Genomic DNA, 16746 nt, shown 5'->3' on the forward strand with positions numbered 1-16746 from the left:
ATTATTGTATTTCTGTTACATCTATCCAATCAAATTCTCTTACTTTCTTTTTTGTCTTTCTATCGTTTAAACCTGCAACCGATTTAATGACATTGCCAAACTTGTTATAGTTAACCAAAACACCATCATCTAAATCTATAGCGATACGCTGGGTAGCGATTTTATAAAGTTCACGGTCGTATTCCTGTAATTCTATAAGCACTTTACTAATACGTGCCTGTTCTTTTTCTGCACTTATCTTTTCGCGATCTGTACCTACGTTTTTAACATGTTCTAATTGGGTGTCTTGTGCCTTTAGTTTTTCCTGGTATTCTTTTAAATACCCATTAAGCATTGTATTTAAGGTGTCTGGTGTGTAGCGATGCATATAAATCAATGCATTAAATGCACCAGAAGGCGAAGAGAACAACCAATAAATAGGGCGTTTTTTATAACGCTTTACGTGGTCTGTATAAAATGTTTTTAAGAAGTACTTACGTATATCGCCAACGCTGTCTTCTACAAAAGCGAGGTTTTTATCAAAGTTTTGCTTGCCAAATGTGGCTTTTAAAAAGGCGTAGAAACGATTTACAATATCATCTTCAAACCACTCGTCATCTAGTACTGGGATTACATTATCATCATCTGGAAGAAAAGATACTTCTTCTGCGTTCAGAGAAACATTTTTTAAATAATCCTCAAGTGTTTCCCCTTGATTTGCCAATATTAAACCAGGTTTATCCAAACTATAACGTCCAAACATACAACCTACGGTATAGCTAATAAATTGCGCCATAATTTCGCTTTCGCGAAATACCAAAGCTCCTTTTTTAATTGTGGTCTCATCTTTAAGGATGGTTATATCTTCTAGAGGTACATTTGGTGTTAACTCATCTTGTAAACCATAAATTTCAATAAATTGAAGATTGAGCTCTTCTTCACTTTTATGCAACTCAAGGAATTTGTTTTGCCAATATTGGCAATAGCTATCATAGGCCTCTTGAAGGTCTTGCCCTTTTATGCGTATTAGTTCGTTTTTTTGGAAGTCCCAAGAGGTTTCTCTTGAATCCCATTCTTTTTTACTAATAGCAATAAACTTATTTGGGTTAAATTCAAGTTTTAAGTTTTTTAATGCAGGTAACTTTTCGATATCTCCTTTTTGAAAGGCAAGAGTTGGATTAATGGTTTTGAGAAGTTCGAAAGAAACATTAGAGTTCATTAAACCACATAATTTTATTAATTCTTCTGAGTTTTCGAGAAATAATGACATACCATTTACATCAAATACCGACCCTGAAGGCCTAAATCTTACACAAAATCCATTTGAAGAAGTCAATGACCAAGTCAATGCTTCTTTAAAGTAACTAGATCTATTTATTACTCTCCCATTACTTTTCACTTTAACTCCAGGTGTATTATCAATATAATCACATATTGTCTGACCGTTATTTTCAAAATTCACCAAATACTCTTGATTACCATACCATTTGCGCGCAGAACCACCTTTGCTATAAGGCACCCATTTTACGTCGACTTTAGTTCTTTGCGAATTTTCTAAATGAAAATGAGTATTGTACTGATTACATTCAAACCACCTCCTCATAAAAAGATCGTTTTTTGTCGTCGCCATTCCTTGTTTCAATTCGGACAAATCTTTTAGAGTAGGGTTTTCTGAGAAAATATTAATCATATTTTCACTTAACCAATAACCAATTGGAACTCCTGGTATCTTTTTAAGATTATTTTGATCAGTTTGATAATAATAATCCAACTTTTTGTGCTGAATGGCTTCAATTGTTTTTTCTCGTTTCAAATAAGATTTATTAAAATCAACTAAACGCATATAAACCCCCTCAATTTTACTAGCCTCTTTGCAAAAAGTAAATGCAGTATTCTGAACAACTTCGCCACCAATTTCAGGAAAAGCACGAGACCCTAAATGCAGCATTGTATCAAAATGTATGTTATCAATTAAATGTTCTCGTAGTTTTTCATAGCTACTTAAAAACATCCAACTGTGTTGGTTAATCATTCCTAAATACCCTTGTGGTTTTAGTGTAGCAAGACCAGCTTCCATAAAGCACGCCATTAAATCGGCTTTACTCTTTGGATAATTTGTTTTTACAAAGTCAGACAACAGTTTGTTCATATTGCCACCTCCCATATAGGGTGGATTATCTACCACACAATGGTATTTTTGCGATAGAGCACTTAATTGTACAATGGCTTGTAATATGCCTCTTAAATTATGGGTATGAAAAAGGTCGCTACTATTGACTTTAGTTGCTAAAGAAGCTCTCGTTTTCTCTAAATTCGTTAAGGTAGTATGAGGTTGTATTAGCGACCCTGAATTGGTAGCTTGCTGCATTGTTTTTAAGTCATACAATAATGCGTCGCTTAAGGTTTCATCTACCGCTTTAAATGTTGCCTTAATATCTTCTTCGCTTACTTTTAGATCTTGATAACAAAATATATTAGGGCTAATATCTTTTTTAAATACACGACGGTAATATTGTCTAGCTCTTAGCATTAGTGCTAGACCTGACAATTGTGCTGCACGTGTGTCTATCTCAAACCCATGAAGGTTTTTTTCAATGATGAGTTTTGGTATGTCACTTTCGTTATAACCTTGCTCTTCATAAATTTTAGAAAGCAATTCAAATCCATAAACCAAAATGTGCCCACTACCACAGGCTTGGTCTAATAAGGTAATGTCTTCTACACTGTTTATTTTAAGATAATCGTCTGCGGTTATACTTGGCGACTCTATAAAATAAGGCATATGGTCACGAAGCTTAGATTTTGGGTTGTTTTGCAACCATAATTTCCCTACGGTATTTTGCACCATATATTCAACAATCCAACGTGGTGTAAATAATTGAGTAGCTGCTGGTATGTCCTCCTTTTTTACTTTGCCTTTTCTTGCAAATACTTCATCTTTTTTTTCTGAAATATAAAATTGGTAGAGCCAACCTATTATTTCAACTTCTGTACAGTCCTCGCCAGTCATACCATTACGTACATCTTGTAAAATAGAAAATTGAGAAATTAAATCGTCTGGTAATAATAATTCTGCATAATCATCTATCTTTTCAAATAGAAAAGGCAGTATCTGGTTTAAATGATTACAAGCACCAACTAGTAAAGCTGCATAGGCTTCGTTCTGTGCATCCGCACTTGGTATTCTGCCATCTAATACATCATAAATACGCTGTAGTTGTACAGGCAACTCTTCTGGGATATTACCCTGTTTGGCTTCTTGTAAAATAGCGGGTAAAGTGCCACCTTGTATTGAGCTTACAATAGAAATGCCTAACGGTTCATAACCATTAAGATCCATAAAACGCAACGCCACAAAACGGTTGAACCACGTATAAGCTACGGTGTCTATGACATCTGTTTTAGAAGTTTTATTAATAGCTTCCTGAAGCTTTTTTAAATGGCCTGCTTTTTCTCGCAAGACAACACTATCGCTGGTTAGTACCTTCTCCAGTTTAGCACCTATTTGGTCTATGAGTTTTACACGTGCTTCTTGTGCAAAGCGTTTTAGATGGTTGGTATTCATTTATTTTAGGTTGATCTTGATATTTTCATTTATACGCTTTAGAAAAGCAGCTCTTAGTGCTTCTACATAATCGTTTACATCTTCTTCTGTAACTAATTCATTCTTGTCATAATCCACGTGAATTTGTGAACGTCTCATATATTTAGCTACGGGTTCTGCAGCTTTACCTTCTTCTTTTTTAGGTGCAGCCATATTGACCATAAGATTTAATGCGTCCGTATGAATTTGAGATAACTCTTGTTTAGATTGCCTGATGTTTGCTATAAAGCGCTCATTTGATACTGCATTTTTTTTGTCGCTTAAAATTTTTACAACATTCAATTGCTGATCTGTATCTAGTGTTTTAAAAGAAGGGCGCTTCTTTATATCGGCTATATATTCTTCTGCTGTATCTATAAAACTGGTCTTTTCTTGTCTTATAAGTTCCAATACTTTTTTAGACAATTCATCTTTCGCCGCCTTTGCTAGTTGCACACCACTACCTTTGTAAGGTGTATTGCTAGCTACTAGCGTTTTGAGCGTGTCTAATTCGTCACTTTGTATGTAATCAAAGTTTGCTGTATTTCCTTCTAATAAGGTTTTAACATCGTCATAAATATTACGTTGTTCCCCATTCATAAATCTTTGAATAGGCGAGAGCAAGTCTTCTTTAGTGTCTAATAGGACATCTTCAAATTCAGATACACTTGTAATAAAATAACTGTATTCTTTTTTAGACCAGCGGTCTAGTTTTTCTGAAAATGGTTCTAGACTTTTTAGAAAAGGATACGATTGTTTGCGTGCCAATAATTGATCAACATCTATTCGCATTTGCGTCAATTTATCTTTAAAGGCCACTGCTACATCTTTTGCTTCGCGCAAAGGGCAACTTACATCAAAAGCATCTTTAAAAACTTCTTTTAGTTTTTTTACAGCAGTAGCGTCAAATGTAGCCTGTGGATCAAGAATAATATTGCCGTGAAAAGAGCTATTTAATAACGCGTTTAAAAAGGAGTCACTTTCCAGCAAATTAGAATCCTGCTTTGCTTCAATTTTACCCCGTTTATAAAGCTTTGCGGTTATGGTCCAGATGGCATTAGGATACCAACCATATGGTTTTTTAATGAACGTATTTTTAAGATCGTTTAACGTTGTTCGGTCACTGCGTTTTTTCCGTTTTAAAATTTCACTTAAAATTTCACCTTCCGCCTCAGACATTGTGGTGTCATCATCTGTAAATAGAGCATCTGGTGCAGTATGAACTGTATTTTTTACAGTATCCTCTGAAAAAGCAACTCCTTTTAACATTCGTAAATTAGGATAAACAACAGCCACTAAATTTTGGAAGGCATTAATAACTTTTGTCTTACCATCGTTAGATGCTGTCATTTCTAGCTTACCACCATTTAGGTAAACTTTAGATTCCCCTAATCCTTTGTTTGCCATAAGAATTAAATTCTTCTTGCGTGTCACGTTTTGCATTGACTTTTCTTGAAGAATACGGGCTACTTGAGGTCTGGTTCCAGAACCTCTATTTTGCATCTCATATTTGGCGGTTTTAATATACATTCTAATATCTCGCATAAAGGTTGCGTTAGATGCTAGTACGAGCTTCATTCCTGTACTTCCCATAGTTTGGGATTGTATGAAGGCTTCGTTTTCATAATCTTGATAGTTATCTGTTATGATTTCAATTTCTAGCTCTTTCTCTCGGCCAAAGAAACTACCATCAATTTTACTCGTAAAATCATAGTCCTGTTTGTTCTCCAGGTACTTGATTTTATTATCTCTTATGATTTCATCAAAGAGAATTTCTTTAAGTAGTTGTGTAATGGCTTGTTCATCAATATCTGTATTCTTTATTTCTTCTTCAACATCCTTTTCATCATCGGTTAAGAACTCAAAAATATCGCCGTTACGTTGCACATAACTTTGATTTTCTAGAATAGTTAAAGCGGTATCAATCTTTGTTTCGTGTGCTTTAAGATCTACATTAATGTCATCTATCATTAACACCGAAATATTGCGTTTTGTGGTTTTAAAGTTTCCAAAGTATTTTACTAGAAATAACGCTTTAAGCACTTTAATAGCGAAACGGTCGTCTAGTTGTTTTTCAGCAAGAATAATAGATTGTTGTATTTCGCCACGCAGTTCGTTACGAATACCCTCAAACATTAAATCGAAACTTACCAATGCATTTCCATCCCGTTCTTGAATGGCTTGAATAACTTGTTGAAATACCCCAAGCATAGAACGTTCTCCTACTGAAGCGTGTTTTCCTTGAAAAGCATTATGGTTGGATAAGGCAATTCTACATTGTTGAAACAAATCGAACTGATACGGTACAAAAGGAAACTTATTAGCGTAGTCCGCATTGTCTTTATACCCCTTAAACTGAACCCCAGCCTCTGAAAAAGAAAGTAAAGATTTTAAGTGAGGTCCATTCTTTTTATAAGCTTCGGTTAACGCTGACTGTGCCTTATCATTTTTATCTAACAGACGTTTCTCAATTACTTCATCCACATTAGCAGAGGTCAGTGGCACTTTTATCTTGAAACGTGCCTGAATGCGAGAAAAGTCATTTTGCTGACTTTTATTCATATCGCCTACAACAGTTTCCATATCCTCTTGAGAAGTCACTAAAATCCAAGAATTGCCTTTTGTTTTTGTAGCTAAGGTTTCTGCTATAGTCTGTAAATTAAGCATCAACTTTGTGTTGTCACTAATGTATTGACCTACTTCATCTACAAAGAAATTTAATCGAAAACCTTTAGGCTTGGTATCGATATAGATTTTTACACGATTACAAAAATCTTCAATAGACTGTTTATTTCTATCTTCTAATTCATCAAGAATGTTTTCGTATTTCTCAGGACTTTCATTAAAAACAGTCGCTAAAATATCTTTTACTTCTAGAACAAAGTATTCTAGTCGGTCAATTTCCCAAGTAACCCCATTTACTCTTTCGTATTCAGTTTTAAATGCCTCATATTTTCCTTTTCCATCTAACCACATTTCAAATTCTGCAACGTGCGGTTGAAAACCATAGTAGCCTAAATGGTCATAAAAAACCTTATAGAATACAGATAGGATAGCATTGGCATCTTCCTTACTCGTAATTTGTGCTTGCTGGTCTATATTGAATAGTACTGATTCTGAAGGTATGCGTGTTGCGTTTAGGATATCACCTTTAAGCATTGCATCATTCTCTACTTTTTCTGCGAACAGTTCACCAGACTTCCAGCCATCGTGTTCTTTGTTTTCGAGTACATAAGATAATATTTTTAATAAGTGAGACTTACCACTTCCGAAGAAACCAGAAATCCATACACCATTTGCCCCAGTATAGTCGTTGTACGCTTGAAAGAAATCTCTAACTTTTTTCCCAATCTCATTGGTAACAACGTACTCAGTTACTTCTGAAGAAATGTTATCGCGGTCGTCTGCCTTGATAACCGTTTCGATAGGACGGCCAATAGGTTTTTCAAAATATTTTTTAATCATAGTTTAGCTTCTATTTTGTCCATATTAAATGCGCGGTAATAATTATCATCTTTCATCAAACCAAAAAGATTTAAGGTATGCCCGTTATAGTCTCCAGGAAAGAAAGCCACGGTTGGTGCTTCCTTTGCAATATTTTGAAGGTTGTTGAGTACATTGTGAGAACGTATAAATGGGAATACTAAGCCTATTCCTGTCAGGAAATACACCTTCGCATTATTAGATTCTATTTTTTGTTTTATTAGTGGCATCAATACTTGATGCATATTTAGAGAAGATTGTAAAGCGCTTAAAAACTTATCTTTCGATTTAGTTTTTTCAACTTTAAACATTCGCTCCATTCCACCTTTAGCTTCCAAAATTTCGCAAGCGAGATGGTATAGGTTTAATTCTAAAATAGGGACTCCTTGATTTTCTAATTTCTTTTTTAATAAACGTATTTCTTCTCTACAAGCAATTTCTTCTTCAGCTTTATAGGATGATATGAAAAATGGAATTTCACCACCTAAAGATTCTTTGTTTAGAAAATTTGATGATGAAATGACGTTAAATAAATGTTCGAATTTATGTGTAAGATTGCTCATACTTATGTTTTCAAATTTTCAATATCAAAATCACTTAACAAGAAAATTTTGAATAGCTCAGTATTGTCGTTTAGAATCGCTTTCCTTGTTTCAGGTTCTAGAATTTGTGGTTGAATCATTTTTGATTTTGTATTATCGATTAAGCCTATTTCCTCTAAAATTTTGAAAGTAACTTGTTTTACTTTCTTCTGTGTTATTTCAGTAAGTAAATCCATTTCTGGATGATATTCTGCCTTACGACGAAAGAAGGAAATGTAATCACCTTCTGTTAATTCATAATCAAAAACTAAATACTTCTCTCTAATGACCTCAATTATAAAATCACGTATAAAGTCAAAGCATTTACAGATGGCAATAAATGTTATTTCACTTTGCGCTTTGAATGATCCTTCAATTAGAAGTGTTTTTTGATAGGTCGAAAGCTTTTGCGCTCTCTTAGATATTTCGCTAAAGAGACGCCTGCCTGAGGCTTTTTTTCCATTGCCTAGAATTATATCTATATCATTAAATTTTTCAAAAAAAAGATGTCTGGTCACCACAACAAAATCGCGAGTGCGTAATGTCACTCCAGTAAATGAAAAATTATATTTTTTTTCTTCAATCATTAATCTGTAAGTTTTTCTATAGGAATGTCCAGCAGTATGCTAATTTTCTTGTAATTCTTTAAGCTTGGTTGACTTTTCCCTTGTACCCAATTACTAACAGAAACCTCGCTGACACCAATTTTGTTAGCAAGCCATTTTTGTTTTACACCCTTCGATTTAAGAAGTTCCTTTAGCATAACCAGTTTAATATAAATTAAAGTTTCTCTTCATTGTAAATGTAGAAAAATTGTTGAAATAGTTTGAAAATAAACAGCACAAATATTTCAGTTTTTGACATTCTGAATTGACTCACTTGGATTAGTGCCTATTGCGAGTTGTAGTGAGGATTTTTAGGAAGAAGATATACAAAAAAAACCCAGAATGGCTTTTAGAAAAAAAATGAAAACTAATTAATTCTATATAGAAAGTTCCTAATCGGTATCTTTTAAATGCTGATAATTCAGAATTCGAATGTTATTTGAGTTCCCTTAAAAAGGTCCTTTTTCTCTAGGTCCTTTATTAGTGACTTTCCATAGGCCATTCTCTTTAACCAATTTAAAAATACCAGATTTTCCATCATAGGTAGAGCTATATTTTACCCAAGCAATCTCGCCATCAATAGCTTCATCTAAAATTTCTACCTCGATTTCTTTATCAGAATCTGGTATCATATTTTGAACAGTAACCAAACTGCTATATCCTTCCGGTGTTGTATGCTTCTTAAGAACTGATTCATCTTTAGAGAAAAAGCTTTCAGCAACAATTTTTGCGGTTTCTGAAGGGGACGTATTCTTATTTTCTGAACAGGAAATGAAGAGAAGTAGGAGTGAGCAAATGACTAAATTTTTCATAATATTTTTAATTTGGGTTATTGATATATCTATGTGATATTTTTAGTTCAATATTTCTTTCGCCATCTTTTTCATTCAATTCCAAAATTGCCCTACGGTCATTAGATAATGAGAATTTGGGCAACACATAAACGAATCGTATCAGCTTACCCTCAGCAATTTTTGATGGTAGATGGTGTTTGTAAATAGGTTCTTGATACAAACTCTGTAAAGATTTCTTTTTCCCTTTTTGTCGAGTCTCGATTGAAAGGTTCAAGAAATTCAAATCGTAATCCAACGTAGAATTATTCTCAATCTGGATAACGAAGTAGAGTTCTTCTTTATCAAAAACAATATTCTCAACACTCAAAACAATGCCTTCGTTTCGCTTCTTAATTCGACCTATACGCTGGTTTCTGTTAAGAAAATAAGAGCAAAATTTGTGATAATAATACGTTCTGTTGTCTATACTATCTTTAACAGTTGCAGTCTGAATAGAATCGCTTACTAATGGCTTTTCATTCCCAATACTATTTGATAAAGGAATGAAGTAATTGAGCTTAGACAGTTGCTTTTTATACCTCACAATATACGAAAAAATTGATCCATTTCTGTTGACTACCAGTAGATTACTTTCTTTTCCAGGCTTTGCCTGAAGTAATCCAAAGTATTGTTCTTTCTCACGATTGTAGGTAAAAACAAAATTATCCGAACCGGTTATACCCTGACGTATAGGTTCTGGGAAAAATAGCGCAACATTTTTAGTGTCGTTTGCGTAAATAGTGTCGAGGACTGTGTTCGTTTGCGTTGTAGCTTGTGCCCAGCACAATCGAGGTGTGATAGCGGACATAATTATAAGAGCTGAAATAATGATATGCTTTTTCATAAGAGTGCGTTTTTAAATGCCCATTATGGGCTCATAATTTTGGTTTTAGAATTAATCTGTAATTATTTAGTACGGTTACTTTTATGTTTCGATTGTTACGCCTAAACACCTTTGTAATTCCGCCTACTTGTGGAACGGTAGGAATATTGATGTCGCTAACAATATCGTCTATAACTTCGGTGGTAGCTTCTGCTCGAAAATTGTTTTGTACATAGATGCCCTCACTACCATCCGATAAATCGAAGGCTTTAAGTTTGGTGGGGTGATGCTTTATATTTTCAATTTCAATCAAAGCCCGATTGGGCTGAAAGCTTATAAATCCAAAAACTGGTGTGTTCTTTGACATCAATTTATTATTGATTGTTGCAGCTTTAGTTAGGCGCATTCGCAACCTGGTATTCGCTTTTACAACTTGGTCGCCATCAACGACTACGTAAATGGTTTCATCTGTATTGCCGTGGATTGAAACTTCATTTGGTTTTGGCGCAGCAGCAAAGAACAGCTGATGTTCAAGCCCCAATTCTTTAGTTTCAATTTTTTGCTCTCTTTTAATTTCCGATGAATCGACTTTTGGCGTATTCTTTTGAGCAACCTTTCTTTGTCCCAAATTTTGATATCGCTTTTCAGAATATTGAATCTTGCCAGCACTATAAATGCTATCCACAATACGTTTCTTTTCACGTTCGGGTAAATCTGGGTCATAAAAGCCTAAGGAATCAATCAATTTTTCATCATAGATGCTAGGTGCATTATTTTCGCGAACTTCCTTTAAATCATTAATGGCATCCAGTTTAGAATCATACTCTTTTTGGTTTTCATCTAAATCTGGCACTAAAGTTTGTTCAAGATTTTCATTTTCACTTTTATCATCGCCCATAACCATCATAGAATAGGAAATTAGGAATATGAAAATCACGACTAATACCGCTGCAAATACTATTTTATTCTTTTCTACTTTCATAATCGTGGTTTTTTTAATTGCCGATTATCGGCTCAATTTTCATCGTTTAATTTTTTTAAGGTGTTCTCGAAATAGTTTGTAATCAATAATCCGTGTGGATTGTTTGGAAAATTTCTATCAACTGATATTAAGTTTCCACTAGAAATAAGTTCGTAGGTGTCTATTATTGAACCACGATTGATTTCAAAAATGGTAACGGTTCTAAAGACATACGTTCCGTTTTGTTCTTCGATTTGTGAGTTTGTGCTCAGCACCTTCTGAACCAGCGAGTATTGAAGTAATCTGTTATAGACGCCATCAGCCTTTTTCTGGCGATATAAATTGTCTACAGAACTATTCCCTAGCCAAAGTGCCTTTTCAAGATTCCGTTCGTAATTACTCGCATCGATGTTATAGAAGTAGTTATGAAATAGGTCTAAATGTGCCAAAGCTTCAACCTTAAAATTCTCTTTTTGGGTCACGAGTTTCAGCGGAATAATACTGCCATCTGTATTGATTGCAAAAGCACTATTGAGCGCCTTTTGATTTGTGTTGAATGCCATCCAGACTGAAAAGGTACTAGACAGCAATGCACAGACAACGACTGCCAAAACGATAAATCGATTCAATTTTAAGACGTTATAGATATTTTTGTATGGTGTTTTCATTCTGAATTGGATTAGCTGGTAAACAATCTGAGTGTGAAGGACGTTGCACGTCTATAGAGTTTGAATTTCAAGAAAACGATAAAGCCTACTGAACCGAGTTGCACAACAGGTGCAAAAAAGCCTTGACCTACATCTGTACCAAACAAGTTGGTCCAGAAATTTGTGTTTATTTCTGTGTATAGTGCGTTAACAAACACATTGACTAAAAAGAAGGCTGGTACCAACATATAGACAGCAGCGTACAATTTGAAAAATGTATAGGCAAGCGAACGGAATTTTTCAAAAACTGCTAGACTTATAACCAATGGAAAAAAGGCTTGCATTATTCCTAATAAAAAATAACGTTCTGCAAGAAATAGTGGATAGATAAATAAATCCAAAATCCAAAGAAAGAGACTAATAATGAATGCAAATATTTTAAAACCATAAAGTGGTGTTATTAAGGCTTCATATAAGAGTGTCATTGCTGCTTGAGCAACTTCAATTATACTTACGTCTTCTTCAATGGGAATGTCCTGCATCTGCAATGGCAACAATGCTGGTGCTGTACCACGATATTGCGCTTCTATGGAAACAAGTATGCTATCAAAGAAGCCCAGTACTTGCGTCGAAAAAATGACCAGAATTACTATTGCAAAATTCTTGGCTAGTTCCCCAGGGCTTAGTCCCCAAGTGTAACCATCTTTATCAGCGATACCTTCATTATACTTTTTAAGAATATTGACTAGAAAAAACAGGACAGCAAGCGTTTTCATTCCCGCAATTGTGTATTGCGAGAAACTGCTGTTCTGTATGGTCTGGAAAACTGTATCTATATATTCCAGTCCTATTCCTAAAAGAATGGTAGCGGTCATTTATTAATAATTTGTTTCGCGGTTATTAACTTTGTCCTGCATTTTTCTAAAGGAAATGATGTCCTTGTAACGTCTAGTTTTAGTTTTGATATTGGAAACCATTTCTTTCGATTCCAATTCTTTTTCTTTCAAAATTTCTGCACGTTCGGCATCGCTCATTTTTAGGTAATCGCTTGATAAGATTTCGTCTATAAAGTCAACCGTGTCCAAAGAATTTTGGACTATCGAATCGAATGATTCCATAACTCTGCTAACTTCATCTGGTTTGATGTATGGCGAGTTTAAAATATCTTGTAATTCATTTTGCATTACCTGAATAAGGCGCTGATTGTTTTGTCCAATTTCTTGAACAGCTCTTAGCTGTTGTACCACACTAGATACTTTCTCAATGCTCTCTTTTGCATCTTTTAAAAATTTTACAGACTTAATCATTTGAGCTGTCTGTTTACCCGACTCTATAAGTTGTTTTACCAAGCTGATAAAGTTGGTGTTGTCATAAGTGGGCATTCCTTGGGCTTTAATATTCAGGCTGAACAGAAGTGCCATCGAAAGTATTAGAATTTTTGTCTTCATAATATTATGTTTTAGATGTGAATTGAATTATTGCTTTTTCCATATTGTGATGCTCATCGTAGAGCTTCATTATTTCTTCGTTTTCCGTTCCGTCCGTTAGATAAGCTGCATAGACTTTTTTAGGAACTTCGAGTCGGAAGATGTTGCTTTCCTTTCCTATTTTGATAAACATTTCAGTGTACTTCCGTGGTCCGGAAAGATTATTCTTGATAGACTTTAATTGGTTTAGGTCGTGGGTCGAAAGGTTAAGACGTTTGACCAATTCATCATATCCCTTTTCGTTGTTGAGGCTATAGATGACCTGAGTGTTTTCCAATATGCTCGCTGACGTTGAATTATTCGGAAGCTGATTGATGGATTGCAGTATAATCCCAATTGCTCCGTTCTGTTTACGTATGGCTTGATAGTAGAATTCCACGCTTTCCAACACGTTTTCAAACTTCAGTTGCTTTGCGAATTCATCAAAAAGTATAATGCCTTTTTCAGCCCTATTTTTCCAAATGGTTCTTTGGATGGCTGACTTAATCAGCTTTAGCATTACGGACAAAATTTCCTTATTGTCCTTGACTTCATCCAGTTCAAATACAATCAAACGTTTGTCCTCGATTTTATAGGTCTGGTCTTCACTAACTTCAAAAAGGAAGCTATATAGACCATCGCCGACATATTCTGACATTACGTGCAAAAAGCTCGTCACATTGAAATAGTCGGGATGGATTTTTAAGGTGTCCAGAAGATCTTTCTGATTCCTTTCTATAAAACTGTAAAAACCATCTAATGAGTGATTTTCTGGAATACTATCGTAATAATGACGCAATATCTTTTTGACGGATACAGACTGTGCCTTGGTTACTTTTAAATCGGAAGCAAACAGTTCAAACAGGAACACCGATAAATCTTCCAATCGTTCTGGTGTGAGGTCATTTGTATCACTTATGTAAAATGGGTTAATGCCTAAGTTCTTTCCGCTTTCGTAGCGAAGCACCGTGTATTTTTCAGGATAGAGTTTGGCAAACTTGGTGTATGAGCCACCCAAATCAATGATGACCAAGCGAACACCACTTTCAAAATATTGGCGCAAGATGTTATTGGCCAAAAAGGATTTGCCCTCGCCTGTTGGAGCGAAAATGGCGAAGTTCCGAGCCTTGATACGTTTTTTACGTTCATCCCAAACATCTTTTAGAACAGGAATGTTATGTTCACGGTCATTGAAGATGATTCCGGTAGTGTCCGATTTGTAATTGGTGTTGTTTATAAACAAGCAAAGTGCGTGTTTTAAGTCGGTTACGTATAAATCGTTGTTTGAGAAATTAGACGAGAAACAGCAGTAACTATTTAGGATATAGTTCTTTCGTTCTTCGCCTTGTGGATAGTATGGGATTATATCCAGTTCCTTAAATTCTGTCTTTATTTTTGAAGTTATTTTATCGAGTTCTTTGGCTTCTTTAGACCAATACACTATGTTTAAATGCCCGCGAATGATTCGTGCATTATCATCGGCATTAATTTGGTCAAGGATGTGCTGGATTTTGCCAAGCACTACTTTATTCTGCGAACCAAAATTGGAACTCTTGTTAAGTTCCTCGATTTTCTTATCCAGTAACTTGCGCCACTTTTGTTTATCATCCAAATAGAGAATCTGGTTGACAATATGATTTTCGTTAAGCGTAAGCCCTAAACCATCAATAAACCCTTGATGAAATACAAAATCGTCAGAAGTGAATTTCTCATTGGTTTTGCTACTCTGTACACTTTCGCCAAAGCACAGTTCGCTATTGATGGCAAGGGCATCAAAATGGTTTTCGCCAATATTGACGCTTTTTTTATCCAGTAAAATATCGGTATCATAGCCTTCATTAAAGCCATTGAAGTAATTGTTTGTCAGTTGCTGTATTTCTTTCGCTTTAAGCGAAATAAATTCCATTTTTCGGCTATTGTTGATGAAGGAAATCGAATCACTAACCGAGTTTGCGAAGCTCTTTATGTTATCATCCAGTTCCTGTACAATTCCCTTTGAAATTTTTCTAAAGGGATTAACATATTTCGAGTTGTTAAGCGCCTTGTTTTTGGTCAAGATGAAGAATAAATAACATTTGTGCTCAATATGTCCACGCCCTTTAAAATGCTTGTGAGTAGCTTTTTCGAGAAAAGTTGTATTCGGAAGTTGTTCCGAAGTATAAGATTTCTTCTGGTATATATCCTGTTTGTGAACCACGGTTCCCACAGGCAGCGACTTCAAAGCCTGAAACCAAGCACCGTGCATATCTTCAAAGTCCTTTTCAGATAAGGAATAGATTTCTGGTAGATTTCCTTTGTAGCACAGAATAACATTGCCATTATTGGCAAATACGATATTCTCCTGAATATCTACAATAGGTTGATATGCCGAAAGGTTAATCTTGTTCATAATCGAAGCCAGAGTTTCTTTTGTTACTAATGATTTGCGGAAATACCTTTGCCATTTGGAAAAGCTGTGGATTGTGGGCTATCCGTGTCAGCGCCACATATAGGGAAGCATTGAACACCAACACACCTATTATTATCCCAAAGCTGAATGAGAATATGATGATGAGCAAAGAAGCCAATATGGAAACCATCATTAAGGCAAACAGTGAAATGGGCAGCCCGAAAATGACCGCCCTTTTCCTGATGTTTTTATAGACCTCGAACCGTTTCATTTATACAACGATTCCTATTAGGTAAGTAAAGATTCCGACTACTGCACCTGCAATCAAAACAAATACAAGTACTCTTGTAATTCCCTTTTTTAAGTCAGCATTTTCCCCAAAAAAATGTCCTGCGTTGAACAGGAAACCGATGAGGAAAATGACCCCTAATATGATTGGAAAAATGGTTCGGATGGTGTTAGAAACATCATCGACCGAATCTTCAATTCCCCCAATTTGCGCAAAAAGTGATGTTGAGAGCAACGACAAAAAAGTTGCCAAATAGATTGATTTTTTCATAACGTAACAGTTTAAATTCTTAGTTGTTTTCGTTATTGGAAATTTACATATATTTGAATATAAATAACTGAAAATCAAATATTTGTGAATAAAATATTATTTGATATTGATTGAATTCCGTTGTTATTATTTGGCATCAAATTCTATGGAATTTTGAAGGGAAGTTGTTGATAACCGGAAAATTGAAAATGAAAAAAGCGCTCAAAAACGTCAGTTTTGTGATTTTGGTTCTAAAAATGTGCTTCATTTTTGGACAAGAAACGAGTGCTCAAAAACGAATAATAATTGACGTTGGACACGGTCGAAAAGATGCTGGTGCAATTGGCATAAATGGCATCCAAGAAAAGGATGTGGTTTTAATTATTGCGAATGAGATTCTGAAGCTTAATAATGAATTGGATAAGCCTTTGGATATTTATTTAACCAGGTATAGTGATACGCTCATTTCGCTATCGGATAGAACCAAACTGGCCAAAGCATTAAACGCGGATTTATTTGTGTCCTTGCATTGCAACCATTCTGAAAATCCAAATGCGAGAGGGATAGAGGTTTATGCATCAAGAACGCAGAAAGCATTTTCTAAAGCCTCAGTTTTTATTGCTTATCAAATTGAAAGAGCAGTTTGTAATGCGATTGGATATGTAAGTAGAGGTGTAAAGTTTTCGAACTTTCAGGTGCTGAGGGAAACGACAGAATATTGCCCTGCTATATTAATAGAATTGGGCTTTTTGTCAAATTGGGATGAGGGCAGTTATATTTCAGATAAGAACAATATGGAACGCATCGCATTATCAATATTATTATCCATTCAAAAATCTATAGAATTATGAAAGACAT

At 35.0% G+C, this 16746-nt stretch carries 16 protein-coding genes; 2 read left to right on the forward strand and 14 right to left on the reverse strand.

The features are described from left to right. Position 1: 1 nt before the first annotated feature. The 13 genes from pglX to IQ282_RS14915 form a co-directional block, all read right to left on the reverse strand. Positions 2 to 3544: a BREX-1 system adenine-specific DNA-methyltransferase PglX gene (pglX, locus tag IQ282_RS01350; protein WP_194850145.1), complete on the reverse strand. Its 3543-nt coding sequence runs from the start codon at positions 3542 to 3544 to the stop codon at positions 2 to 4. Beyond that, positions 3545 to 7027 (reverse strand): BREX system P-loop protein BrxC, encoded by a 3483-nt coding sequence (brxC, locus tag IQ282_RS01355; protein ID WP_194850146.1) that lies wholly within the window; start codon positions 7025 to 7027, stop codon positions 3545 to 3547. After that, complete coding sequence (locus IQ282_RS01360) at positions 7024 to 7608, reverse strand: DUF1788 domain-containing protein (protein WP_194850147.1); 585 nt, start codon at positions 7606 to 7608, stop codon at positions 7024 to 7026. Before IQ282_RS01360 ends, brxC begins: the two co-directional genes overlap by 4 nt. A 2-nt stretch (positions 7609 to 7610) precedes the next feature. Further along, positions 7611 to 8213 carry a DUF1819 family protein gene (locus tag IQ282_RS01365; RefSeq protein ID WP_194850148.1) on the reverse strand — a complete coding sequence of 201 codons (603 nt, stop codon included), beginning with the start codon at positions 8211 to 8213 and terminating at the stop codon, positions 7611 to 7613. Continuing rightward, positions 8213 to 8389: a helix-turn-helix transcriptional regulator gene (locus tag IQ282_RS15085; protein ID WP_194850149.1), complete on the reverse strand. Its 177-nt coding sequence runs from the start codon at positions 8387 to 8389 to the stop codon at positions 8213 to 8215. Before IQ282_RS15085 ends, IQ282_RS01365 begins: the two co-directional genes overlap by 1 nt. A gap of 291 nt (positions 8390 to 8680) precedes the next feature. Next, positions 8681 to 9043 carry a hypothetical protein gene (locus tag IQ282_RS01375; RefSeq protein ID WP_194850150.1) on the reverse strand — a complete coding sequence of 121 codons (363 nt, stop codon included), beginning with the start codon at positions 9041 to 9043 and terminating at the stop codon, positions 8681 to 8683. 7 nt (positions 9044 to 9050) lie between these two features. Next, positions 9051 to 9908 carry a DUF4138 domain-containing protein gene (locus IQ282_RS01380; protein ID WP_194850151.1) on the reverse strand — a complete coding sequence of 286 codons (858 nt, stop codon included), beginning with the start codon at positions 9906 to 9908 and terminating at the stop codon, positions 9051 to 9053. Positions 9909 to 9939: 31 nt separating this feature from the next. Beyond that, on the reverse strand, positions 9940 to 10869 hold the full coding sequence (gene traM, locus IQ282_RS01385; protein ID WP_194850152.1) for a conjugative transposon protein TraM: 930 nt from the start codon (positions 10867 to 10869) through the stop codon (positions 9940 to 9942). 32 nt (positions 10870 to 10901) lie between these two features. Continuing rightward, positions 10902 to 11516 (reverse strand): conjugal transfer protein TraK, encoded by a 615-nt coding sequence (locus tag IQ282_RS01390; RefSeq protein WP_194850153.1) that lies wholly within the window; start codon positions 11514 to 11516, stop codon positions 10902 to 10904. Between the two features lie 11 nt (positions 11517 to 11527). Continuing rightward, positions 11528 to 12370, reverse strand: a complete 843-nt coding sequence (locus tag IQ282_RS01395) for a hypothetical protein (RefSeq protein ID WP_194850154.1) — start codon at positions 12368 to 12370, stop codon at positions 11528 to 11530. Between the two features lie 3 nt (positions 12371 to 12373). Next, positions 12374 to 12943 (reverse strand): conjugal transfer protein, encoded by a 570-nt coding sequence (locus IQ282_RS01400; RefSeq protein WP_194850155.1) that lies wholly within the window; start codon positions 12941 to 12943, stop codon positions 12374 to 12376. A gap of 4 nt (positions 12944 to 12947) precedes the next feature. Next, positions 12948 to 15350: a TraG family conjugative transposon ATPase gene (locus IQ282_RS01405; RefSeq protein WP_194850156.1), complete on the reverse strand. Its 2403-nt coding sequence runs from the start codon at positions 15348 to 15350 to the stop codon at positions 12948 to 12950. Next, entirely contained in the window at positions 15337 to 15528 is a 192-nt protein-coding gene (locus IQ282_RS14915; protein ID WP_228547180.1) for a hypothetical protein, read from the reverse strand. Before IQ282_RS14915 ends, IQ282_RS01405 begins: the two co-directional genes overlap by 14 nt. Here IQ282_RS14915 and IQ282_RS01410 point away from each other — a divergent pair. Further along, positions 15461 to 15604, forward strand: coding sequence for a hypothetical protein (locus tag IQ282_RS01410; RefSeq protein WP_194850157.1), 144 nt, complete (start codon positions 15461 to 15463; stop codon positions 15602 to 15604). The two genes, IQ282_RS14915 and IQ282_RS01410, sit on opposite strands and share 68 nt — an antisense overlap. 17 nt (positions 15605 to 15621) lie before the next feature. On the opposite strand, the gene IQ282_RS01415 is transcribed toward IQ282_RS01410, so the two are convergent. Beyond that, entirely contained in the window at positions 15622 to 15909 is a 288-nt protein-coding gene (locus tag IQ282_RS01415) for a hypothetical protein (RefSeq protein ID WP_031428457.1), read from the reverse strand. A gap of 188 nt (positions 15910 to 16097) precedes the next feature. Between IQ282_RS01415 and IQ282_RS01420 the strand changes: the two genes are divergently transcribed. Then, on the forward strand, positions 16098 to 16739 hold the full coding sequence (locus IQ282_RS01420) for an N-acetylmuramoyl-L-alanine amidase family protein (RefSeq protein ID WP_194850158.1): 642 nt from the start codon (positions 16098 to 16100) through the stop codon (positions 16737 to 16739). Positions 16740 to 16746 lie beyond the last annotated feature (7 nt).

Origin of the sequence: Nonlabens antarcticus (assembly GCF_015356755.1) — a bacterium.
GTDB lineage: Bacteria > Bacteroidota > Bacteroidia > Flavobacteriales > Flavobacteriaceae > Nonlabens > Nonlabens antarcticus.